Annotated in this window: 24 protein-coding genes and 1 tRNA gene; all 25 read right to left on the reverse strand. The window is 35.8% G+C overall.

Annotated features, from left to right (window positions below; all coding sequences use genetic code 11):
* Positions 1-2 precede the first annotated feature (2 nt).
* The 25 genes from ACUXEY_RS25765 to metG all read right to left on the reverse strand — a co-directional run bounded on the left by ACUXEY_RS25765 (position 3) and on the right by metG (position 22,907).
* A tRNA-Met gene (locus ACUXEY_RS25765) sits at positions 3-76 on the reverse strand.
* 159 nt (positions 77-235) lie between these two features.
* Positions 236-718 (reverse strand): S1 domain-containing RNA-binding protein, encoded by a 483-nt coding sequence (locus tag ACUXEY_RS25770; protein ID WP_000021452.1) that lies wholly within the window; start codon positions 716-718, stop codon positions 236-238.
* A gap of 87 nt (positions 719-805) precedes the next feature.
* A complete protein-coding gene (gene divIC, locus ACUXEY_RS25775) occupies positions 806-1,165 on the reverse strand; it encodes a cell division protein DivIC (RefSeq protein ID WP_001208736.1) in 360 nt (119 codons plus the stop codon).
* Entirely contained in the window at positions 1,162-1,815 is a 654-nt protein-coding gene (gene yabQ, locus ACUXEY_RS25780; RefSeq protein ID WP_166705335.1) for a spore cortex biosynthesis protein YabQ, read from the reverse strand. The genes divIC and yabQ overlap by 4 nt, the downstream gene beginning before the upstream one ends.
* Positions 1,812-2,120: a sporulation protein YabP gene (yabP, locus tag ACUXEY_RS25785; RefSeq protein WP_461301894.1), complete on the reverse strand. Its 309-nt coding sequence runs from the start codon at positions 2,118-2,120 to the stop codon at positions 1,812-1,814. The genes yabQ and yabP overlap by 4 nt, the downstream gene beginning before the upstream one ends.
* A 58-nt stretch (positions 2,121-2,178) precedes the next feature.
* Positions 2,179-2,454: an RNA-binding S4 domain-containing protein gene (locus ACUXEY_RS25790; protein WP_081143310.1), complete on the reverse strand. Its 276-nt coding sequence runs from the start codon at positions 2,452-2,454 to the stop codon at positions 2,179-2,181.
* A gap of 11 nt (positions 2,455-2,465) precedes the next feature.
* On the reverse strand, positions 2,466-3,929 hold the full coding sequence (gene yabN / locus ACUXEY_RS25795) for a bifunctional methyltransferase/pyrophosphohydrolase YabN (RefSeq protein ID WP_166705336.1): 1,464 nt from the start codon (positions 3,927-3,929) through the stop codon (positions 2,466-2,468).
* A gap of 12 nt (positions 3,930-3,941) precedes the next feature.
* Positions 3,942-5,543, reverse strand: coding sequence for a putative polysaccharide biosynthesis protein (locus ACUXEY_RS25800; protein WP_166705337.1), 1,602 nt, complete (start codon positions 5,541-5,543; stop codon positions 3,942-3,944).
* A gap of 230 nt (positions 5,544-5,773) precedes the next feature.
* Complete coding sequence (spoVT, locus tag ACUXEY_RS25805; protein ID WP_000648302.1) at positions 5,774-6,310, reverse strand: stage V sporulation protein T; 537 nt, start codon at positions 6,308-6,310, stop codon at positions 5,774-5,776.
* 136 nt (positions 6,311-6,446) lie between these two features.
* On the reverse strand, positions 6,447-9,977 hold the full coding sequence (mfd, locus tag ACUXEY_RS25810) for a transcription-repair coupling factor (protein ID WP_461301895.1): 3,531 nt from the start codon (positions 9,975-9,977) through the stop codon (positions 6,447-6,449).
* Between the two features lie 105 nt (positions 9,978-10,082).
* Positions 10,083-10,307 (reverse strand): anti-sigma-F factor Fin, encoded by a 225-nt coding sequence (locus ACUXEY_RS25815; RefSeq protein ID WP_000399442.1) that lies wholly within the window; start codon positions 10,305-10,307, stop codon positions 10,083-10,085.
* Positions 10,308-10,377: 70 nt separating this feature from the next.
* Positions 10,378-10,938 (reverse strand): aminoacyl-tRNA hydrolase, encoded by a 561-nt coding sequence (gene pth, locus ACUXEY_RS25820; RefSeq protein WP_279588549.1) that lies wholly within the window; start codon positions 10,936-10,938, stop codon positions 10,378-10,380.
* Between the two features lie 72 nt (positions 10,939-11,010).
* Positions 11,011-11,964 carry a ribose-phosphate diphosphokinase gene (locus tag ACUXEY_RS25825; protein WP_000107420.1) on the reverse strand — a complete coding sequence of 318 codons (954 nt, stop codon included), beginning with the start codon at positions 11,962-11,964 and terminating at the stop codon, positions 11,011-11,013.
* 18 nt (positions 11,965-11,982) lie between these two features.
* On the reverse strand, positions 11,983-13,362 hold the full coding sequence (glmU, locus tag ACUXEY_RS25830) for a bifunctional UDP-N-acetylglucosamine diphosphorylase/glucosamine-1-phosphate N-acetyltransferase GlmU (protein WP_000071036.1): 1,380 nt from the start codon (positions 13,360-13,362) through the stop codon (positions 11,983-11,985).
* A 323-nt stretch (positions 13,363-13,685) separates the two neighbouring features.
* Complete coding sequence (spoVG, locus tag ACUXEY_RS25835; protein WP_000454041.1) at positions 13,686-13,979, reverse strand: septation regulator SpoVG; 294 nt, start codon at positions 13,977-13,979, stop codon at positions 13,686-13,688.
* A gap of 152 nt (positions 13,980-14,131) precedes the next feature.
* Positions 14,132-14,506, reverse strand: a complete 375-nt coding sequence (locus tag ACUXEY_RS25840) for a RidA family protein (protein ID WP_048526389.1) — start codon at positions 14,504-14,506, stop codon at positions 14,132-14,134.
* A gap of 123 nt (positions 14,507-14,629) precedes the next feature.
* Entirely contained in the window at positions 14,630-15,478 is an 849-nt protein-coding gene (purR, locus tag ACUXEY_RS25845; protein ID WP_000702473.1) for a pur operon repressor, read from the reverse strand.
* Between the two features lie 54 nt (positions 15,479-15,532).
* On the reverse strand, positions 15,533-16,402 hold the full coding sequence (gene ispE, locus ACUXEY_RS25850; RefSeq protein WP_000772099.1) for a 4-(cytidine 5'-diphospho)-2-C-methyl-D-erythritol kinase: 870 nt from the start codon (positions 16,400-16,402) through the stop codon (positions 15,533-15,535).
* Between the two features lie 196 nt (positions 16,403-16,598).
* Entirely contained in the window at positions 16,599-16,778 is a 180-nt protein-coding gene (gene sspF / locus ACUXEY_RS25855) for an acid-soluble spore protein SspF (RefSeq protein WP_001985066.1), read from the reverse strand.
* 91 nt (positions 16,779-16,869) lie between these two features.
* Positions 16,870-17,130 carry a biofilm formation stimulator Veg gene (gene veg, locus ACUXEY_RS25860; protein WP_000044349.1) on the reverse strand — a complete coding sequence of 87 codons (261 nt, stop codon included), beginning with the start codon at positions 17,128-17,130 and terminating at the stop codon, positions 16,870-16,872.
* 238 nt (positions 17,131-17,368) lie between these two features.
* Complete coding sequence (gene yabG, locus ACUXEY_RS25865; protein ID WP_048526387.1) at positions 17,369-18,232, reverse strand: sporulation peptidase YabG; 864 nt, start codon at positions 18,230-18,232, stop codon at positions 17,369-17,371.
* A gap of 110 nt (positions 18,233-18,342) precedes the next feature.
* Positions 18,343-19,221, reverse strand: coding sequence for a 16S rRNA (adenine(1518)-N(6)/adenine(1519)-N(6))-dimethyltransferase RsmA (gene rsmA / locus ACUXEY_RS25870; RefSeq protein ID WP_071758545.1), 879 nt, complete (start codon positions 19,219-19,221; stop codon positions 18,343-18,345).
* On the reverse strand, positions 19,218-19,775 hold the full coding sequence (gene rnmV / locus ACUXEY_RS25875) for a ribonuclease M5 (RefSeq protein WP_000692830.1): 558 nt from the start codon (positions 19,773-19,775) through the stop codon (positions 19,218-19,220). Before rnmV ends, rsmA begins: the two co-directional genes overlap by 4 nt.
* A gap of 215 nt (positions 19,776-19,990) precedes the next feature.
* The gene (locus tag ACUXEY_RS25880) at positions 19,991-20,758 is read right to left on the reverse strand and encodes a TatD family hydrolase (RefSeq protein WP_461301896.1); all 768 of its coding nucleotides are present in this window, start codon (positions 20,756-20,758) and stop codon (positions 19,991-19,993) included.
* A 166-nt stretch (positions 20,759-20,924) separates the two neighbouring features.
* The gene (gene metG / locus ACUXEY_RS25885; RefSeq protein ID WP_166705341.1) at positions 20,925-22,907 is read right to left on the reverse strand and encodes a methionine--tRNA ligase; all 1,983 of its coding nucleotides are present in this window, start codon (positions 22,905-22,907) and stop codon (positions 20,925-20,927) included.
* Positions 22,908-23,277 lie beyond the last annotated feature (370 nt).

Raw genomic sequence — 23,277 nt, forward strand, 5'->3', positions numbered from 1 at the left:
TATAGCGGCGGAGGGGATCGAACCCCCGACCTCACGGGTATGAACCGTACGCTCTAGCCAGCTGAGCTACACCGCCATGTCGTCTTATTTAACGGACAATTAGTATCTTACCTCAGATATAATTTAAAGTCAACACATCTTGAAAACTTTTTTAAAATATATTTTCACATATAAAAAAGTACCCCGAGCAATCGCCCTGGGTACCTCTCTATATGCTAAGAATTAAACGTTGTTATTATCCGCGACGTGCGCCACGGCCACCACGTTTAGATTCAGTGTTACGCTTTAAAGAAGTTAAACGATCTTCGCTATCCTTTAAGAAACGAGCCATCTTTTGCTCGAATGTTTCTTTTGGAGCGCGGTCGTTACCGCCACCACGGTTATCTCTGTTGAAAGAACGATTACGTTGTGGACGTCCAGAACGTTGTTGATCGCCACCGCGTTGGTATTCACCACGTGGACGATCTCCTTCTGTTTTTTCACGCTCTTTCGCTTTTTTAATAGATAGACCGATCTTGCCATCTTTTTCAACGTTAATAACTTTTACTTCTACTTGGTCGCCCACTTTTAAGTGATCGTTAATATCTTTCACATAATTATCAGCAACTTCACTAATATGAACAAGACCCGTTAAGCCTTCTGGCAGCTCCACAAAAGCCCCAAAATTTGTAATACCTGTTACTTTACCCTGTAACTTGCTGCCTACCTCGATTGACATAAAAAAAATGCTCCTCCTTAGTGGTTAAAAAGTCAAATTTTACTTTATTATATATAATCCTAAAATATAGTGTCAATAAGACATACTCTACTTAGAAACAGGAAAAATTATCTCCCCTTTTCCAGAGAAGAAATAATCCCTTCTAGCAATCTTTAATACGTACTCTTCATCATTTAACTTTTGAACTTCGTCTTTTAGACTCTTTTCTTTATTCGTTAATGAATCCAGTTCTTTTTTCATGTCCTTAACTTTTGCTTCTTTTGCTTTAATGGAACTGTTTTGTTGATAAAACGTTACACTAATACTCGCAATAATTGTAAAAGCAAAGACAAGAAAAACCGCTAAACGGCGATAAAGTCGCTTCCTGTTCTCATCCGTTTGTATTATATGCTCTTTAACAGGATTTGGACTCTGTTTTTCGATTGTTCTTTGTCTCAGTTCCCTCATTTCCGAGGTCCCCCTAACTTCTTTTTTATACGCTCCCATAATTGGAAGATATGTCCCTTCAATTTTGCTATATATTGCAGGAACCCTACATGTTTCATTATAAAAAGTTTAACATGATTAGGGAGAAGTTTCCATATGAGCGAAGCAATAAATCGAACAGGCCAGAAAAAAACTTTCCATATGAAAAGTAATATCCAAATCACCATTTTCCATAACACATGTCCAATTGAAAGCAGTATACGAAATAAGAATAATATAAATGCAATAAATAGCTGCGCTATAATAATAACAGGTTTTATCATGAGTAGCTTTATAATTTGAACAAAAAAGTGTGTTGTTTGCACAAAAATATAGATGAGAAAATTTAACAGTCTCATGTATAGTGCTTTCAATAAGCTTTGATATGCCGCAAAACCACATAATAATGCCAAAAATACATATATACGTAGTTCAGCTTCATTTACAAGAAGCAATACGTAAAAAACGAATAATGCTTGGACTATCCAAAATAGTATATCATGTATAAATACAAGCCAACGTTTACGTTCCTGACGTTTTAAAAATCGTTGGTATGTATCTAAAGACGCTCCAATCCAAGCACCCATTCCGATCATTGAGAGCATCGTATACAACTGAATTGTTAAACTCATTTAAACAACTTACTAAAGAATCCTTTAGTTTTCTCCCCTTGATTCTCATCAATATACAGCATCTCATGAACTTTCCCTTTAATCGATACAACACCTTTTTCTACATCTAAATTTTTCATTTGCAAATTTTGACCACGAATTGTTAAAAAGCCCATTACGGTCTCAAGTAAAAACTCTTCGCTATCAAAACTCTCTACCTGCTTTACACCGGTAATATCAATTACACGCCTGCCACGCATAATAATATCATGCTCTACAGAAACATTTTGTTGATTAGAAGACATAGGTGAGTAACTATTATTCACGTAAATCCCCCCATACATTTATACTAGCTAATAGTAATGTATGAAGAGATAATTGATTTTAGAACAAGCCTTCTTCAGCCTTTATTTTTTCTTCGCGAACTAAGCTATACATATTTGCTGCATCTTCTTTTTTAGTCGTTTCTTTCAATTCGTTTATTTTTACAGTTACTATTTTTTGACCGAAACGAATTGTTAATTCATCAGCAACTTTCACATCAGAACTCGCTTTCGCCACTTGACCATTAATTGATATTCTTCCTTGATCAGCTACTTCTTTTGCTAATGTTCTTCTTTTAATTAAACGTGATACTTTTAAAAACTTATCTAGACGCATATTAAATCCCCCTATTTACGCTCTGTTTGTTTTGCCTCTTCCCATAAAACATCTAACTGCTCTAATGATAAATCTTGCATCTCTTTATTCATTTCAGCTACCTTGGCTTCCATGTATAAGAAACGACCGAAAAATTTCTCATTCGTTGAACGTAACGCTTCTTCTGGATCTATTTTATAATGACGAGCTATATTAACAAACGCAAATAGTAAATCGCCAAATTCACTTAACATCTTCGCCTCATCCATGTTTGTAACTTCTTGTTGGAATTCTTGCCATTCTTCTAAAGCTTTCTCTATCATCGGTTGTACATCAACCCAATCGAAACCAACCTTGCCAGCTTTTTTCTGGATTTCATAAGCACGTAGTAACTGTGGCAAACTTTTTGGAACTCCATTTAAAACAGATTCTTTCACGAATCCTTTTTCTTGTTTTTTAATTTCTTCCCAATTGGCAATTACTTCATCGGCATTATCTACATCTGTATTCCCAAATACATGCGGGTGGCGACGAACCATTTTCTCAGATAAAGTTCGAATAATATCGTCTATAGAGAACCAACCTTCATCTTCTCCGATTTGGGCATGCAGCATAACTTGTAATAATATATCACCCAGTTCTTCTACTAAGTGATCATCGTCCTCTTCATCAATTGCTTCCAACACTTCATAAGCTTCCTCAATTAAATACTTCTTTAAAGATTGATGTGTTTGCTTTTTATCCCACGGGCAACCATTCGGTCCGCGAAGGTCTGCAATAATTTCTCTAAGCACATCAAACTGTTGATACAAGGACGCACGTTCCTGAACTGGTGGTACATATACACTCGTTAAATTATTCAACTCCGTTTCATGATCTAACATGTACAACGGCACCTTTTTAACTTGTTCAAATGAAGTCCCTGCCGCTGTTACGATATATACTTCATAATCATCTGGCAGCATCTCCATTAATGTTAATTTCACATCAGATGCAACGAATGCGTCATATACTTGGCAAAAGATTAAATGTTGACGTAATTCTAATTGTCCTCTTTCAAATGATGTTGCGTCAATTAATTGGAATCCTTCAATCGGATCAATCTTTAGACTTGCAAACATCGGATCAAGGAAACTTTGTCCACCTTCAATGCGTACTTCAACATTCGCTACTTCGCCTTTTTCCAACAATAGCTGAACCGTTCTTTCCGCTACAAGCGGATGCCCTGGAACGGCATAGATGATTTCTGTGCCTTCAGCTTGTTCTATTAATGTATTCGAAATTGTTTCATATACAATTTCAAATGTATCGTGTGCTTCATATACACTGTCAAAGGCTGTATATTGTATACCTTCTTTCTCCAATTCTTCTATAACGGGATGTTCCTTCGTTCTAACAAACATGTGATCTGCTTCTTTTATTTTTCGATATACACCCATCGTTAACTGATCTAACTCACCAGCACCTAATCCTAAAATAGTAATGATTCCACTCACAACCTGCCACCTCTATCCACTCTTCTTCAATGAACCTTCTTTTTTCTCTTTTTTCATCACGGTTCCTATTTCCGCTTTTGTAAATACACGTAATTTTAAAATTAAAAACATATATGCCAATCCGCCGATAGCTACACCTAACAATGCCTCAATCGTCGCAATTCCTCTATGTTCCGTATCAATTACTAATCCAGACATTTGCATCACACGCATAAACATTATTAATACAAATCCCATACCGATACCACTAATAACTACACCTAACATATTACGCTTATCGATGAGTGATTCAGATACAGCTTGCATAAGTAATGCACTATTTAACACAGAAATTACAATTAACGCAACTAGTGTTGCGATTGCAGCTCCCTTCACACCAAAATACGGCATTAATATATAATTTAAAGCTAACTTTAAACAACTCCCAAATATAACGAATATTGCTGGTTTTAATGTTTGTCCTAACCCTTGCAAAATAGAAGCAGTTGTAATCGACAATGAACTAAATAAAATAGATAAAGATAAAACGGATAAAACATCTGATCCGTCACTATTTTCAAACAACATAATATTCGTAGGCTGAATAATACAAGTTAATCCAATGGCCGCTGCAAATCCAATAACAAATGTTATTTTCATTGCTAACTTTACCTTTTCTCGAATAAAGGAAAGATCTCCTCTTTCCTTCGCAGCTGTAATGATTGGAATAAGCGACAACGAGAAAGAAGTTGTCACGACAGTCCCTAATTGCATAAGCGGGATACTTCTGTCATATACACCTTTTAATACCTTTGCACTTTCAGCTGGCTCTCCTGCCCCAATAAGTAAAGAATAGAAGGAAACAGAATCAGCCATTTGTATAAAAATAAGCACTAAGTTACTAACACAAATCGCCAATCCCTGCCAAAACAGAATTTTAATGATTCTCTTTTTCCCCTTAATTCTCTTTACACTTTTGAAGAATATAGAACGAAAGTCATGACGCATATAAAGTACAAGTACGATAATCCCAATCAGTCCGCCTGCGATTGAACCTAACATAGCACCTGCACCAACTGTATATAAATCAAATCCGTGAGCAATTAGGAACAGAGATAAAAATACAATAATAGAAACACGAATCGTTTGTTCTATCACTTGCGAAACAGCTGTTGGCATCATATTATTGAACCCCTGAAAATATCCTCTTGCTACAGATAAAAACGGCATCAATATGAATGAAAATGAAATAACACGTAATAACTTATCTAAGTGTATATCACCCATGGCTGTTGCAATTGCTTCGGCACCAAAGAACAATGTAAAAAATCCTATGAAGCCAATTCCTAATAAAAACCAAAAAGATACACAAATAATTTCTTTTGCTTCTTGTTGTTTCCCTCGCTCTAATCGTTCTGCAACCATTTTTGAAATTATAATGGGGAATCCATAAGTAGCTAAAATTAAACAAAATCCATAAAACGGATAAATTTGTTGGTAAATATAAAAACCAATATCACCCGCTATATTTTGATATGGAATACGGTAAAAAGCGCTTAATACCTTTGTAACAAAACTTGCGATTGTTAATATAATAGCCCCACGCCAAAAGGCTTGATACTTCTTCGATTCCATACAAGAAAACTCCTTTTTCTATTCTCACCCCTCGTATTATAACATAAAGAAAAGGACAAGCTTCCTTACCTACACGAGTAATAATACGTCCGTGCAACGCTGGAAATGTTCAACGAAAAAAGGTAGCAAAGCGCTACCTTCATTCAATATACATATATCTCCGAATAATTGATTTCTCAATAAGAAATGTCATAATTTGGAAAAATTGCTACTTCTAAAATCATACAACCCTACTGCTCCATTTGCTTCGCTAAGAAACTGGCAGCAGTATTGACCGCTTTATGCTCTATTTCGCTTATAATTGCTTCTTTTGAAAAAATAATGACAGCCCCAATTGGATCTCCATTTGCAACAATCGGTCCAACTGTATAAGAATGAACCTTTTCTGTTACACCATCAATAATGGAAATATCACTTTCATCCGTCATAATAACGGACTTTCTTTCTTCCATCGTTTTTTCAATTAGATCTCCAACGCTTTTATTTAAGTATTCTTTTTTGGATACGCCTGATACTGCGATAATAGAATCTCGATCGCATACAAGCACATTATGTCCTAAGCTATCATATAAAGCATCTGCATATTCTTTTGCAAAATCACCTAATTCGCTAATTGGAGAGTATTTCTTTAAAATTACTTCTCCATCGCGATCAACAAATATTTCTAGCGGGTCACCTTCTCGAATACGTAAAGTTCTACGAATTTCCTTCGGGATTACTACCCTACCTAAATCATCAATTCGACGTACGATTCCAGTTGCTTTCATTCTAATGCTGCCTCACTTTCTACTGATGATCAAAGTGGTGAATTTACCTGTTCATGTAAAAATCACCAACTGTTAGACATAGTATTTTACACATTAGTTCTTCTATGCACGTCGAATTGTATTTTTTTATCTAATATTAGGCATTTATGACTTCTTTTTTTACTTCTGGCAAGCCTTTTAATAAATTTTCAGCAATTGTTAACCACTTCGATGTCTCTAAGCCATTTGTTTTCATGACGATTTTCAATTGTGATCCTTCCATTCCTAGACCGATCATACGTCCAAAACTATTTCCGAGCATGAATAATTTTCCGCCATCAATATTTTGACTCGCTTGTTCTGAAAACAGAATTGTTACTTCAAATTTATTTTGCTTAATTAATTCAATTTGTTCTTTCATTGCCAATACTTTAATATTTGCAATTTGTAATAAGTAACCAACTTCTTGCGGGTAATCACCAAATCTATCTATCATCTCTTCCTGCAACTCTTCAATATCCTCAATTGCAGAAACACCTCTAAATTGTTTATACATCATAATTTTTTGTTTACTATCTGAAATATAAGCATCTGGTAAATATGCATCGACTTCTAAATCAATTTCAACATTAACTGTATTTTCAACTCCGTCTGTTCCTCTACGCTGTTCAATTGCATCTTTTAACATTTGAGAATATAGATCAAATCCGACAGAATCAATAAATCCATGTTGTTCGGCTCCTAACAAGTTACCTGCACCACGAATTGATAAGTCTCGCATCGCAATTTTGAAACCAGATCCAAGCTCTGTAAACTCTTTAATTGCTTGCAGGCGCTTCTCTGCAACTTCTGATAACACTTTATCTCGTTTGTATGCAAAGTATGCATATGCAACACGATTAGAACGTCCAACACGCCCACGAAGCTGATACAGCTGCGATAATCCCATACGATCTGCATCAAATACAATTAACGTATTTACATTCGGAATATCTACACCCGTCTCAATAATTGTTGTACTTACAAGAACATCATGCTGCCCTTCTAAAAACGATAGCATAACAGACTCTAATTCACTTTCGTTCATTTTCCCATGTGCATACGTTACACGCGCGTCTGGAACTAACATCGAAATTTCATCTGCTTTTCGTTCGATATCCTCTACACGATTGTATAGGAAGTAAACTTGACCACCTCTTGCAAGCTCTCGCTCTATCGCTTCTCGCATTAATGCTGGATTATACTCTACTACATACGTTTGAACCGGGAAACGATTTTCCGGCGGCGTCTCAATAACAGATAAATCACGCACACCAAGCATAGACATATGGAGCGTACGCGGAATCGGAGTTGCCGTTAATGTTAATACGTCAACATTCGCTTTTAATTGTTTAATTTTTTCTTTATGCGTTACACCAAATCTTTGTTCTTCATCAATAATAAGAAGACCTAAATCTTTATAAGTAACATCTTTAGATAAAATACGATGCGTTCCGATTACAATATCTACCGTGCCATCTTTTAAGCCCTTAATCGTTTCATTTTGCTGTTTTCTCGTACGGAATCTACTTAACAATCCTATATTGATTGGATAATCTTGAAAACGCTCTCGAATTGTTTCATAGTGTTGTTGTGCAAGGATCGTTGTCGGCACTAAAATTGCAACTTGCTTTTCATCCATAATTGCCTTAAACGCCGCACGAATAGCCACTTCCGTCTTGCCATATCCTACATCACCACAAAGAAGCCTATCCATTGGACGTCCGCGTTCCATATCCTTTTTAATCTCTTCAATAGAACGTAGTTGATCCTCTGTCTCTTGATACGGGAAAGAAGACTCAAATTCTTGTTGTTCTGCCGTATCTGGTGTATATGCATAACCCTTTGAAGCTTCGCGCTCGGCATATAGTTTAATTAGGTCATCCGCAATATCTTGTACAGATTTTTCAACCTTCGTTTTGACCTTCTTCCAATCATTTCCGCCCAGTTTATAAACTTTCGGATCCTTACCTTCAGATCCTACATATTTTTGCACTTGGTCAATTTGTTCAATTGGAACGTATAACTTATCATTACCTTGGTATTTAATATTTAAATAATCTTTATGAACACCATTAATCTCTAATGTCTCGATACCTAAAAATTTACCTATCCCATGATTTACATGGACTACATAATCCCCAACTTTTAATTCCGAATAACTTTTAATACGTTCAGCATTAGATAACTTTTGCTTACGTTGTGATTTTTTAACTTTCTTATGAAAAAGCTCTTTTTCAGTAATGGCAACAAGCTTTTGCATCGGCATTTCAAATCCTGCATGTAAATCACCTACAGCAATTTGTAACCTTCCAGGCAATAATATATCTGTGCCCTCTACAATATCCGCCTCAATATCATAATCACTTAAAATATGTTGTAGTTTTTTTACACGTTCATCATCTGTGCCAAGCACAACCGTCGTAAAATGCCCTTCGTTCCATCTATCAATTTCAGTTTTCAACAACTGCATCTGTCCATGGAAATCTTGCATCGTTTTACATGTTACATTCACAATGTTTTGCGGATGTGTATGTGCTATATGACGTAAGAATAACGTTAAATATACAAAGCTTCTTTTTTTATGATGAAGAAATTCTTCAAACGAATGGGAGAAAGATAAATCTTGAATAATCGTTCCCTCACCAAGAAGTGATATATACCATTCCGCTTCTTCCGTTTCAAGATGTGATGCTGTTTCTTGAATACGGGAAATCTCATCTAAAATTACAACACCATCTTCTGGTAAATAATCTATCAGACTAGCAGGTTCGTTATAGAAAATAGATAAATATTTAAACATCTGTTCTATACTTTGCCCGTTTTTTAACATCTCAATTTCATGACTTACCGTTTCAAGCACCGTAGTCTTTAATTTATCATCGGAAAGTTTTTGCATCGTCTTAGTTAAACCTTCCTCAAGACGCTTAATCCCCGATTTCAGTTCTTCCTGTGAAAATAAAAACTCCGTTGCTGGACCAAATCTAACGCTTTCTTTTTTATCTTGAGAGCGCTGTTCATCCACATCAAATAATCGAATAGAATCGACTTCTGTGTCGAAGAATTCAATACGAACTGGTAACTCTTCAGTTAGTGGATAAATATCTAATATCCCCCCGCGCAAACTAAATTCCCCAGGAGCTTCTACCATCGACTTACGCTCATAGCCAATATGATGTAAAGTATGCAAGAATGTATCTAAATCAATCTCTTGCCCTAGACTGATTTCGATTTGCCTTTGCTTCCACAATTCTTTCATTGGTAAAAATCTGCGTAACCCCGCAACTGGTGCTACAATAATCCCATTCTCTCCTGCAGCTAAACGATTTAATACTTCAATGCGTTGTGCCTTCAATTCTGGGCTTGCAACACCAAGTTCTGATGCTATCAATTCATTTACTGGGTATAGCCACACATCCTTTTCACCAAGTAACGCTACTAAATCTTCATGTACTTTTTGTGCTTGATATAAATTATGCGTCACAATAAGTTGTGATTTTTTTGTTTTTTTATATAAGGCCGCCATTAACAACGAACGAGAAGAGGTTGCCATACCTGATACAAGTTGTTCTTTTAAACCATCTTCTAATCCGTTAATAACCGATTGGATCTCTTCATTTTTATAAAATTGCTCTAATAAACCTATCATTTTCAAAACCCCTCTCAACATAAAGAGCAAGCCACTATATTTTATGCAAATATTTCGGAAAAAGAAAACAGAAAAATGCTTTGGACATGCCAAAGCGACAACATTTTATTGCAGAAATTTTTCATATTCATAATACTCAGGATAAGATGCGAGCGTTTCTTGACACGATTCACAAATCGTTTGTATATATATATTTCCATTCTCATGAAAATGAATCATCTCTACTACTTCTTGCTCTGTTAGTTGAAATAAAACGTCGCTATACACTTTTTCTGCAGTAACGGAGCCTACATTACTCCCGCAATGTCTGCAATAATAATATCCTTCCATACTAGCCTCCTAAAAATCCAATTACTGCTAGTATGGGTAAAAATAAAACAAAATATTCTCAATCATATCCTTAACTATTGAAAGTATTCATGATTTGAAGAAAAGGTTTATTTAACCATTCTTCACATGCATCTGCTGCTTTTTCAATTGAATAATTAACATCAGGAATTTCTTCTGATGTAAAACGTCCTAATACATAATCTACTACCTTCATTCCATTTTTCGGACGATCAATTCCCATGCGGATACGTTGAAACTCTTGTGTTCCTAAATGTGAAATTGTTGATTTCACACCATTATGTCCACCAGCACTACCTTTCATACGAAGGCGTAATTTACCTACTGGGATGTCTAAATCATCGTACAGAACAACGAAGTCCTCTACATCAATTTTGTAGTAATCCATAAGCGGACGAATGCTTTCCCCAGATAAATTCATATATGTAAGTGGCTTTAATAAGATTACTTTTTCCCCATTAACAAATCCTGCACCAAATACTCCTTTAAATTTTTGTTCGTTTAAAGAAATATTCCAACGCTTTGCAAGTTCATCAATTGCCATAAATCCAATATTATGCCTTGTTAATTCATATTCTCTACCCGGGTTCCCAAGTCCTACTATCAATTTCATTCTTGTACCACTACTTTCTTTTTTCGATACGAAAAGACGTAACCAATCTTGGTTACGTCTCATTCTATCCAATTAATTGAATAATACACTTACAGATTCTTCTTCGTATACACGAATGATTGCTTCTCCGATTAGTGGAGCAACTGAAAGTTCATGTACTTTGTCGATCTTCTTCTCTTCTGGTAATACGATAGAGTTCGTTACAACTAACTCTTTAATATTTGAGTTTTGGATACGCTCAATTGCTGGACCAGATAATACTGGGTGTGTACAGCAAGCATATACTTCAGAAGCACCGTTCTCAACAAGAGCGTTTGCTGCTAATGTAATTGTACCAGCTGTATCAATGATGTCATCAATTAAAATTGCTGTTTTACCTTCAATATTACCGATAATGTTCATTACCTCTGATACGTTTGGACGAGGACGACGCTTATCAATAATAGCGATTGGTGCTTTTAGGCGATCTGCCATTTTTCTAGCACGAGTTACTCCACCGTGATCAGGTGACACGATTACGATATCTTTAAGACCTTTTGTTTCAAAGTAATCTGAAAGAATCGGTACACCCATTAGGTGGTCGATTGGGATATCAAAGAACCCTTGAATTTGTGGAGCATGTAAATCTAGAGTGATTACACGAGTTGCACCTGCTGTTTCAAGCAAGTTTGCTACAAGTTTCGATGTAATTGGTTCACGAGAACGCGCTTTACGGTCTTGACGCGCATAACCATAGTAAGGAATAACAATATTAATTGTTTTTGCAGATGCACGCTTTAATGCATCGATCATAATAAGTAATTCCATGATATGTTCGTTTACTGGGAAGCTTGTAGATTGAATAATGAATACATCGCAACCACGGATACTTTCTTCAATGTTAATTTGAACTTCTCCATCACTAAAACGATCAACAGAACATTTTCCTAGTCCTACTCCAATGTGCTTTGCAATTTGCTCAGCAAGTTCCTTATTAGAGTTTAAAGAGAATACTTTCAAATTAGAATTTAGATATTGAGTCGACATCTAGATTAACCCTCCACATTATGATTTTTTCTTATTCAGCAATTGATCAACATAGTCTTCTTTGTTAACTTGACGTGCACGTGCTACAGATAATGCTTTTGATGGAACATTCTCTGTAATTGTAGAGCCTGCTGCCACATAAGCACCATCTTCAACTGTTACAGGAGCAACAAGGTTTGAATTACATCCAATAAATACCCCGTTACCAATCACAGTTTTGAATTTATTCTTACCGTCATAGTTCACCGTAATTGAACCACAACCAAGATTCACGTCTTCTCCAACTTGTGCATCCCCGATATAACTTAAGTGTGAAGCTTTACTTCTATTACCAAAAACAGTTTTTTTGATTTCCACGAAGTTTCCAACGCGTACTTCATCTCCAATAACTGAATCTGGGCGAATATGTGCAAATGGACCAACCGATACTTCTGTACCAAGTTTACTATCATGTACAGTAGATTGACGAATTGTCGTACGATCTCCAATTTCACTATCGCGAATTACTGTATGCGGCCCAATTTCACAATCAGAACCAATTACAGTGTTTCCCTCAATAATTGTTCCTGGATGAAGAACTGTATCACTACCGATAATTGCATCAGCAGAAATATACGTGTTACTTGGATCGATAATTGTAACACCATTTACCATGTTCTTTCGGTTGATACGGTTTTTCATAATAATTTCCGCTTGCGATAGAGCGACTCTGTCGTTAACACCTAACGTTTCATCGAAGTGCTCTGTTTGATAAGCCGATACAATATGACCTTCATTTTTTAAAATCTCAATAACATCTGGCAGGTAATATTCACCTTGTACGTTATCATTTGAAACTTTAGAAAGTGAAGCAAATAAAGCTTTATTATCAAAACAATACGTACCTGTATTGATTTCTTTAATAGCTAATTCTTTCTCATTTGCATCCTTATGCTCAACAATCTTTTCAACATGACCATTCTCATTACGAACGATACGACCATATCCAGCAGGTTCTTCTATGTAAGCTGTTAGCACCGTTGCCATTGCCCCTGCTTCTTTATGTTGCTGAAGCAATGCTTCCATCGTTTCAGCAGTTATTAGCGGCGTATCGCCACAAATAACTAAAGTTGTTCCTTCTTCATTTGCAAGTACACTTGCAGCTTGATCTACAGCATGCGCTGTACCAAGTTGTTCTGCTTGTAATGCAAACTCACTTACGTTTCCTAGCTGTTCTTGTACCATTTCAGCACCATGTCCTACGACTGTTACAAGTTTCTGCAATCCTAATTGAGATACTTGATCGACAACATGTTGTACCATAGGTTTTCCACATACAGGATGAAGCACTTTGTATAGCTTAGACTTCATACGTGTGCCTTTACCTGCAGCTAGAATCACTGCAAATCTGTTTGACATATAGACCCTCCATCGCAACCTATTTATCCATTAACGATATTATCCTAAATCATCATATATTTCAAGAAACACATTTTAACTATTAAATTTTACCATAATTCTTATAAGATGTTTTACTCTTTAGTATCTTTTTTAAGAATTAAGCTATACTATTTAAAATGATTTTGAAAAAATTAGAAGTTCCCTCTTTATTTTATTTAATTTAGAATTTTCTAAACTTAATGTATATATATAAACACAAAAAAACAAACCCCTGTAAATGCTTACAGGAGTTTGTTGCAAAATTATAGGGCTTTCTCTAAAAAGCCCTTTTCATTCGAATTTTACGAAGCACCCGCTTCTTCAAACTCAACCTCTTCTAACTCGCCTAAACGATGATACTCTGTTAAAACCGCATCTTGAATTTTAGAGCGTGTACCAGAATTAATTGGGTGTGCAATGTCACGGAATTCTCCATCTGGAGTACGTTTACTTGGCATTGCTACAAATAATCCATTATTACCATCAATTACACGAATATCATGAACAACAAATTCATGGTCTAGAGTAATAGAGGCAATTGCTCTCATGCGGCCTTCTGTGTTTACGCGGCGTAATCTTACGTCAGTCACTTCCATCTTGTGTTCACCACCCTTTTCTAAATAAGCGATATATTTGTATAAATTCCACAAAATTTCTAATTTCCCTTTAATTTTTTAAAAATTTTTAAGATAAAAATTTTTAATGTAATTGAATATAGAGATTAGTGGAGGTTATCGCTTACAAAGAATTACTTAACTAGGGCAATTACCTCAATTTCAACTGAAACATCTTTCGGTAATTTTGCTACTTGTACACAAGAACGAGCTGGCTTATGAGCAGAGAAATAAGAGCCATATACTTCATTAACAGCATTAAAATCATCCATATCTTTTAAGAATACTGTTGTTTTTACTACTGTATCAAATGAAGCACCCGCTTCTTCTAATACTGCTTGTAAATTTTGAAATACTTGCTCTGTTTGTACTGTCACATCTCCTGCTACAAGCTCTCCACCTGCAGTTAACGGAATTTGTCCTGAACTGTAAAACATATTATTTACAATAATCCCTTGTGAATATGGTCCAATTGCTTGTGGTGCATTGTTTGTTTGAACAACTTTCATATCTTTCACCCTTTTATTATTTATTTTTACTCTTTAAAAATAGTGCACGAAAAGCAGTTTGTCCATCTATTTTATAATTTATAAATAGAATAAAAAAAAGATAAAGCTATTTGCTTTACCCTTTTACTCAGCCTCTACAAGCCCTTCATCAAATGGTGCCAATGAATAATTTCCCTTTTCCACTTGAATCGCTTTTTCTTTGACATCAACTTCTGATAAACGAATTAATGATACAAAGTTATTAATTAGTCTTTCTTCAATATCTGTGGACTCTACTAATACACCAATACCAACAACATTAGCTTTAAACTCTTCTAACATACTCATCATACCTTGAATGGTTCCGCCAGCTTTCATGAAGTCATCAATAATTAAAACATTAGATCCTTCTGGAAGGCTACGCTTCGCTAATGTCATTGTTTGAATGCGCTTAGAAGAACCTGATACATAGTTAATACTAACAGTTGGTCCTTCTGTTACCTTATTGTCTTTCCTTGCAATTACTACCGGTACATCTAAGTAATTCGCCACTGCATAAGCAAGTGGAATTCCCTTTGTTGCCACCGTCATAACTGCATCAATTGGTTGCCTAGCAAAAACAGAAGCAAACAAACGACCTGCGCCATTAATATGACGAGGATTACTTAAAAGATCTGTCATATATAAGTAACCACCAGGCAAAATGCGATCTGGATTCTCAAATAAGCTACAAAGCTCACCAATAATTAGATCTGCCTCTTCCTCACTTATATACGGTATATATTTCACTCCTCCTGCTGCTCCTGGTATCGTTTGCAATGTGCCGACCCCTTGTTGTTCAAACGTTTGCTTAATAATAACTAAATCTTCACTAATGGAAGACTTAGCTGATTGATACCTTTCAGCAAAAAAAGTGAGAGAAACTAGCTGACGAGGGTTTTGTAACAAGTAATACGTCATATCGACTAATCTTGTACTTCGTCTAATTTTCATACTCTCACCTCAAATCACGAATATTCTAAACAAATCATAACGTATTATACGTCTTTATTCAAGCGTTTCTCGCTCTCCTAATAAACGTACTGCGTATACTTGTTCACAAAATCCTTTTAATCCGTTATATATACGATGCATTCGCGAATCATGGTGCACAAGACCAAATACAGTTGGACCACTTCCACTCATTAAAACAGCATCTGCCCCAAATCGCTTCATCTGTGCCTTAATACGTGCAACTTCAGGATGCATCGCAAACGTTACATCTTCTAAAACGTTACCAACAGTATCACAAATCCCTTTGTAATCCCCAGCATTTATGACATCAACCATTTTATCTACATTCGGATGTGTAACTCGATTTAATTTTAAATTTCCATACACATCAGCAGTAGATACACCAATATGAGGTTTTGCTAAAATAACCCAACAAGAAGGTGGAGTTTTTATGTGCTCAATTTGTTCTCCTCTTCCAGTGGCAATTGCTGTCCCACCATATACGCAAAACGATACATCTGACCCAATTTCTGCACCAAGCTCTGCTAATTGGTCAATTGTAAGCCCTAAATTCCATAATTTATTAAGGCCACGTAATGTCGCTGCTGCATCACTACTTCCACCTGCTAATCCAGCTGCTACTGGAATCGTTTTTTCAATAGTAATAGATACGCCTTTTTTCACATTAAACTTCTCTTTTAATAATCTCGCTGCTTGATAAGCTAAATTTCTTTGGTCGTCTGGGACATACCGATTATGGGATAAAATTTCAATACGGTCTTCTGCTAATTCCATTAGTTCTAAACGATCCGCTAAATCAATTGTTGTCATAATCATTTTCACTTCATGATATCCGTCTTGTCTTTTTCCCAGTACATCTAACGACAGATTAATCTTTGCTGGTGCTTTCACTAGTAGCTTCAATCTATTCACCCACTCTATGTACTCAATCTTTTATCGTTTATTTTACCATAAATTTATAGTAAGACGATGACACTTCCCTAATTATAACGAAAAGCATTCAGAATGAAACTACTTATGTAAAATGATGGCACCTTTTATAGTACAAAAAGCCGAGGAATCACTCCTCGGCTACCGTAGCATAGAAAGTATCTTACAACTACTGGTTTTGTTTCATTAATTGCTGTTCTGCAATTTCTATAGCACGTTTCACCATGTTACCAGCATCTTTCGCACGAATTCCGCCCCAGCCTTCTTTCTGAACAACATCATAAAAGCCTAACTCTTTTGCAAGCTCTTCTTTAAATTGATTTGACATGACACCTCTTCGTCTACTCAATGCAGAGTCCCTCCTTATTTTGCTACGGTATAATTAGTATGCAAAATAATATAGCTTTTCATTTGTGGGAATATATGTAACGATACATAAATTATAAAATCACTTCATTATGAGGTTCACCATAAAATGTTAACTCTACTGTCTCTGTTAAAACATCCGCATAGCTATACGATACACGTTGCAACGCGTCTTCTTGCTGATCCAGTTGTACAACAAAAACAGAACGATACGTTTCTGCAAGTACACCTGATTGTTCTACCGTTTTTCTTCTCCCACTGTTTGCCTTTAACATCAGTCTCTGTCCAAGATGGTGATCTAATTCGCTTTTAATTTCATCTAAACGTTTTGACATATACTTCGTTACACCTCGCTGTAATTTAGATTGAACACTTAAAACACGATATATCTATCCCAATTATTAACCGCAACTCACAGACAATATCATTATAAAAGCATTATGCGTTCGAATAGATAGAAGAAATACTATATTGTAAAAGTATCATTATGTAGTCTGTGCGTTCTTGTCTATTTTTATCCAAGCAGATTTAAATCCTTTCCACACAAAAAAGCAAGATACATATGTACCTTGCTTATTCTTCATAATGTTGAAAGGGTAATCCAGTTCGTAAAATGCCCCTCGTCTCAATTCCACCAAGTCCCTTTTCGCCAGTAATCGTATTACGTACAACATCCCATACGTTGACTCTCTCCATAAATGACGTAAAACTAATTTTACCAACCACATATACAGGATCTAGTGCATGAATATTAATTCTAGATGGAGAACTAGCAAAATTAGCACCAGCTCGAATTAATGCTTCAAAGTGTGATTGACATGCCCCAGCAAAAATAACGAGTTGATCTAGTGATGGATATTTTTTCCGCACTTCTCGAACAGCCTGTACAAAATGCCTTGAATGCCTATACGCTGCTAAATCTCCCTTTACTCCTTTTGCTTTTGTATATGCATCGTGCCCTGTGATTACTAAGATGTCTGGACGAAAATGGTCTATTAAATCTACTACCTTTTCATGCATCTCTGTTTCTTTACAATGAATACCTTGTACAGGAACACCAATTTTATTATATAAGTCTAGACACTTGCGCAAATATAATGGGTCTCCATCTATATGCAATACACGTCCCGGCATTTGAAAATAATTCACCTCACTTGTATATCCACCAGTTGAAGTGTGTTCATGCCTTTGTTTCATTAATACATAATCTTGTTGAAACAAACGATACGTACGCTCCATTGTTTCTTTCTCACGCTTCGCTCTCTTTTTGTGTTCTCGTTGATCTATACTAATTAAATCTTCAAGCGGCGCATCTGCCACCAATCTAATTTCCTCTCCAAACAATATAGCTATCTCGCCTTTTATTTCTATAATACGAAAAAGGATATCCCTATTATGAGAATATCGTTCCACTAATTCTCCAACATGTAAAGCCATTCTCCTACCTCCAAACTCGTTAGGCCATCTTACCTGTTTTTAAAGTATGAATTTAGGAGGGGAAAGGTGACAAAAGGGACAGTTCAAGTTGAACTGTCCCTTTTATATTCTTATGATAATTTATGAAGAACTAATGCGTTACTTAATGTTGCAAACTCCTCGATAGATAGCGTCTCGCCTCTTCGTTTTGGATCAATTCCTACCTCTGTTAAAATTCGATCCAACAGCTCTTTATCTTTCGGGAAACCATTTAAATTATTTGATAAATTATTCATTAATGTTTTACGACGCTGTGCAAAACTTGCTCGTACTACTTCAAAGAAGAACGTCTCATCTGTTACTTCTACAACTGGTTTCGGACGCTTTAGGAGACGGATAATTGCAGAATCAACATTTGGTTGTGGTACAAACACTGTACGCGGCACAGTCATAACTGTTTCTACCTCTGTATAATACTGAATAGCAATTGATAAAGAACCATACTCTTTCGTTCCAGGTTTAGCAGCTAAACGATCCCCAACTTCTTTTTGCATCATAACAACAAATCCACGAACCGGTAATTTCTCTTCTAGCAATTTAAATAAAATTGGCGTTGTAATATAGTATGGTAAGTTAGCTACTACCATTACATCTTGCCCTTCTTCAAATTGCTCGCTAAACACCTCGTGTACATCTGCCTTTAGTACATCTTTATTAATAACTGTAACGTTGCCATATGGAGCTAACGTCTCATCTAAGATTGGTAATAATCTTTGATCAATTTCAAAAGCCACAACTTTTTTAGCACGCTTCGCTAATTGTTCTGTTAATGCGCCGATACCTGGTCCAATTTCAATTGCACCACTTTCTGGTCCAATTTCAGCGTGATCAACGATACGATTTAATACATTCGTATCAATTAAGAAATTTTGTCCTAAACTTTTTTTGAATGAAAATCCATACTTTTCAACAATGTCTTTCGTACGATTTGGCGTTGCGATATCCTTCATTTTCTTTCCTCCTGTATGACTTGCTTATAAGCTTCTGCAAATGATTCTTTTGAAACTTGAAACATTTGTAAACGTTTATGTAACTGTTTTGCGTTTGTATAACCAATCTTTAATAGCTTACCCATTCTTTCTCTGCGACTCTTTGCCATTTCTCCGCCCACTAAACCTGCATCGACTAGATCGCTCCAACTAATTTCACTTGTGTAAGCTTCCATTTCTTCATGTATATTCTCTAAAGCACGGCGAATTGATTCATTAGAAGCATGTTCAATTCCGACACCTTTTTTCCTTTTAGCAAGTGCTTCTTCCTTCGGTAAAAAAGCATGTTTACACCCAGGCACCTTATCAGAAATAATTTTTCGAATACGCTCTCCAGGATAATCCGGATCTGTAAAAATAATAACGCCTCTTTTTTGCAGCGCTAATTTAACTTGCTCAATAACATGATCACCGATTGCTGAACCGTTCGTTTCAATTGTATCCGCATCAACAGCACGCTTAATCGCAACTGTATCATCTTTACCTTCTACAACGATAATCTCTTTAATTTTCATGCTTGCCTCCACACTCGTTTCGTCTCTACTTAGTAAAACAAAAAAATGACGACTTTTCCATTATTATTTTCCCCATTCTTACATTTTAAAAAATAGAATGTCCAAAACTTTGTTCTCTCTCCTTATTGTAACACTTCCTTATTTGCCCGTATTTTCTCTATCACTCCTGCTACTTTTTATAAAAATAAAAAAAGAATGGGTTCTCCCACTCCTTTTTATTCAACACCAAATAAAGCTTTTGCATTTTTTGTTGTTACTTCTGCTACTTCCTCATAAGAAATCCCTTTTAAGTTCGCAATTTCTTCTGCTACGAGTTTTACATAACTTGGTTCATTTCGTTTCCCTCGAAATGGATGCGGTGTTAAATACGGACAATCCGTCTCTATTAACAATTTCTCTAATGGAATCTCCGCAGCAACTTCTTTCGGCTTCTTAGCGTTTTTAAATGTAACTGGTCCGCCTAACGAAATTAAAAAGTTCATATCGACACATCGCTCTGCCACTTCTACGCTGCCGCTAAAGCAATGCATAATACCTCCTACTTCAGCTGCATTCTCTTCTTCTAGAATATCAACAATATCTTGAGTTGCATCACGGTTATGTATAATAATCGGCAATTTCACCTTTTTCGCTAATGCAATTTGTTTACGGAATACTTCTTTCTGTATTTCTTTTGGGGACTTATCCCAGTGATAATCTAAGCCCATTTCTCCAAGTGCAACGACTTTAGGATGAGAAGCAAGTTCTTCTAACCATGCTAAATGTTCTTCTGTCATGTCGATTGCATCAACTGGATGCCAGCCAACCGCAGCGTAAATAAAATCATAAGCTTCAGCTAATTCAATCGCCTTTTTTATCGTTACCTCATCAAAACCAACAACAACTGTATAAGTAACTCCCGTTTCTTTCATTCGGGCAATAACTTCTTGTAAATCTTCTTCAAATTGCTCTGCATTCAAATGTGAATGTGTATCAAACAGCATAATACATAACTCCTTTTATCTTGAAATCAAGTTTATTCCACAAAAATAAGCTTTTTCATAACTTAACGATAACAATACTACAATCTTAATGCAAAATTTGAGAGTGTAAAAAGAAAAAAGACGCTTCACACATGTTACACGTGAAACATCTCTTTTCTTGTCTTAATTACTTGATTTTTGTACCGTTTGGTAGATTTTGGTCAATTGATGCTAATGACAATACGCCATTCTCTTCACCCGCTAAAATCATACCTTGTGATAATTCACCGCGTAATTTTACAGGTTTTAAGTTTGTTACACAAATAACCTTTTTACCTTTTAGGTCTTCTGGTGAATAGAACTTTGCAATTCCAGAAACAACTTGACGCTTTTCTGTGCCTAAGTCTAGTTGAATTTTTAACAACTTGTCTGCTTTTTTCACAGGTTCAGCAGATAGTACTTCAGCTACGCGTAATTCTACTTTAAAGAAATCATCAATTGTAATTTCTTCTGCCTTCGGTTCTTCTTCTTTTTTCTCTTCTACTTTAGGAGCAGAGCTTTTCATTTGTTCTTTAATGTACGCTACCTCTACTTCCATTTCTAAACGAGGGAAAATTGGGTTTCCTTTTTCTACTTTCGTTCCAGCTGGAATACAGCCAATTGTAGATAGGCTTTCCCAAGATTTATGTGCTTCATCAGTAAGGCCAAGCTGAGCAAACATCTTGCTTGGTGCTACTGTTAAGAATGGCATAAGCATAATACCCGTTTGACGAAGTACCTCTGCTAAATGAGCCATCACAGAAGCTAACTTTTCACGATCATTCTCATCTTTTGCTAGTACCCATGGTTGTGTTTCATCAATATATTTATTCGTACGGCTAACCAATTGCCAAATTGAGCTTAGTGCTACAGAGAATTCCATATTCTCCATTGCTTCTTCTACTTTTTTCAATGTATCTTGCGCAAACGTTACTAACGTTTCATCAAATTCCGTTACATTTGCTTTAAATGCAGGGATTTCTCCGTTAAAGTACTTATCAATCATAGCTACCGTACGATTTAATAAGTTACCTAAGTCATTTGCTAAGTCGAAATTAATACGCTCCACAAATCCTTCTGGTGTGAATACGCCATCTGATCCGAATGGGACTTCACGAAGTAAGTAATAACGTAATGCATCTAATCCGTAACGATCGATTAATGTAACTGGATCTACTACGTTTCCTTTTGACTTACTCATCTTTCCATCTTTCATTAAAATCCAACCGTGAGCAAAGACTTTTTTCGGAAGAGGTAAATCTAATGCCATTAAAATGATTGGCCAATAAATTGTATGGAAACGAACAATTTCTTTTCCAACTAAATGCACATCTGCCGGCCAGAACTTCTTATACATCTCTTCATTTTCTGTTCCATAACCTAATGCTGTAATGTAGTTAGATAATGCGTCAACCCATACGTAAATAACGTGTTTCGGGTTACCTGGAACACGAACTCCCCAGTCAAATGAAGTACGAGAAACTGCTAAATCTTCTAAGCCTGGTTTAATGAAGTTATTAATCATTTCATTCTTACGAGACTCTGGCTGAATGAAATGTGGATTATCTTCATAGAATTTTAATAGTCTGTCGACATATTTACCCATTCTAAAGAAATAAGATTCTTCACGAACAAGTTCTACATCATGACCACTATCTGGACTTTTTCCTCCAACTACTTTGTCACCTTCCATAATTGGATCTACTAATTGATGCTCTGTATAGAATGTCTCATCTTGTACAGAATACCAACCTTCATATTCATCAAGATAAATATCACCTTGATCTACTAGTTGTTTGAAGATTTTTTCAACAACATCTTTATGACGATCTTCCGTTGTACGAATAAAATCATCATAAGAGATATCCATCTTCTCCCAAAGTTCTTTAATTCCTGCAACGATGTTATCCACATATGCTTGTGGTGTAACGTTTAATTCTTCTGCTTTCTTTTGGATCTTCTGTCCATGCTCATCAGTTCCTGTTAAATAATGAACATTATATCCTTGCATACGCTTATATCGTGCCATCGCATCTCCTGCTACTGTTGTATAAGCATGTCCAATGTGTAATTTTCCACTTGGATAATAAATTGGGGTAGTAATATAAAAGGATTTGTTTTCCTCTGTCATTGTTTTGGACCTCCCGGATAACCTCATATGTATTTATAAATAGTATATCAAAAACTTATATATAAAGTGAAACTTTAATCTGTGAGGAGTTTTGTTCATTCCCGCGGATTATTAGCCTGCACCAATCGGGCTTTTACGAGCAATCCGGCTCCTACTTAACCTCTTTGCTCCAGCCGAATTTTAAATTTAAAATCTTACCGCTTGTTAATGCGGGATAAAAACGAGTTAATACTTGATACCTTTATCATCTATTACTCATATTTCAAGAAAATATACAGTCCCCACTTACAATTTATAAATTTTTCTGAAAATAAAGTAAAATAATAGTAGAAATTACTCACATTCTATTATATATAAGAAGTAAGAAATC

This window comes from Bacillus sp. F9_6S_D1_P_5 (assembly GCF_054823925.1).

Bases quoted from the DNA above. Each gene is read 5' to 3' on its own strand.
- spoVG (WP_000454041.1), bottom strand. From the start codon at position 13,979: ATGGAAGTGACTGACGTAAGATTACGCCGCGTAAACACAGAAGGCCGC.
- mfd (WP_461301895.1), bottom strand. From the start codon at position 9,977: ATGATAGGTTTATTAGAGCAATTTTATAAAAATGAAGAGATCCAATCG.
- spoVT (WP_000648302.1), bottom strand. From the start codon at position 6,310: ATGAAAGCAACTGGAATCGTACGTCGAATTGATGATTTAGGTAGGGTA.
- ACUXEY_RS25880 (WP_461301896.1), bottom strand. From the start codon at position 20,758: ATGCTGTTTGATACACATTCACATTTGAATGCAGAGCAATTTGAAGAA.
- ACUXEY_RS25825 (WP_000107420.1), bottom strand. From the start codon at position 11,964: ATGTCGACTCAATATCTAAATTCTAATTTGAAAGTATTCTCTTTAAAC.
- ACUXEY_RS25770 (WP_000021452.1), bottom strand. From the start codon at position 718: ATGTCAATCGAGGTAGGCAGCAAGTTACAGGGTAAAGTAACAGGTATT.
- glmU (WP_000071036.1), bottom strand. From the start codon at position 13,362: ATGTCAAACAGATTTGCAGTGATTCTAGCTGCAGGTAAAGGCACACGT.
- divIC (WP_001208736.1), bottom strand. From the start codon at position 1,165: ATGAGGGAACTGAGACAAAGAACAATCGAAAAACAGAGTCCAAATCCT.
- purR (WP_000702473.1), bottom strand. From the start codon at position 15,478: ATGAAAATTAGACGAAGTACAAGATTAGTCGATATGACGTATTACTTG.
- pth (WP_279588549.1), bottom strand. From the start codon at position 10,938: ATGAAATTGATAGTAGGACTTGGGAACCCGGGTAGAGAATATGAATTA.
- ACUXEY_RS25800 (WP_166705337.1), bottom strand. From the start codon at position 5,543: ATGGAATCGAAGAAGTATCAAGCCTTTTGGCGTGGGGCTATTATATTA.
- yabG (WP_048526387.1), bottom strand. From the start codon at position 18,232: ATGGCTTTACATGTTGGAGAATTAGTGGAACGATATTCTCATAATAGG.
- yabQ (WP_166705335.1), bottom strand. From the start codon at position 1,815: ATGAGTTTAACAATTCAGTTGTATACGATGCTCTCAATGATCGGAATG.
- rnmV (WP_000692830.1), bottom strand. From the start codon at position 19,775: ATGAAAATTAAAGAGATTATCGTTGTAGAAGGTAAAGATGATACAGTT.
- veg (WP_000044349.1), bottom strand. From the start codon at position 17,130: ATGTCAAAACGTTTAGATGAAATTAAAAGCGAATTAGATCACCATCTT.
- ACUXEY_RS25815 (WP_000399442.1), bottom strand. From the start codon at position 10,307: ATGGAAGGATATTATTATTGCAGACATTGCGGGAGTAATGTAGGCTCC.
- rsmA (WP_071758545.1), bottom strand. From the start codon at position 19,221: ATGAAGGATATCGCAACGCCAAATCGTACGAAAGACATTGTTGAAAAG.
- ACUXEY_RS25790 (WP_081143310.1), bottom strand. From the start codon at position 2,454: ATGCGTCTAGATAAGTTTTTAAAAGTATCACGTTTAATTAAAAGAAGA.
- ACUXEY_RS25840 (WP_048526389.1), bottom strand. From the start codon at position 14,506: ATGAAAGTTGTTCAAACAAACAATGCACCACAAGCAATTGGACCATAT.
- metG (WP_166705341.1), bottom strand. From the start codon at position 22,907: ATGACAGAGGAAAACAAATCCTTTTATATTACTACCCCAATTTATTAT.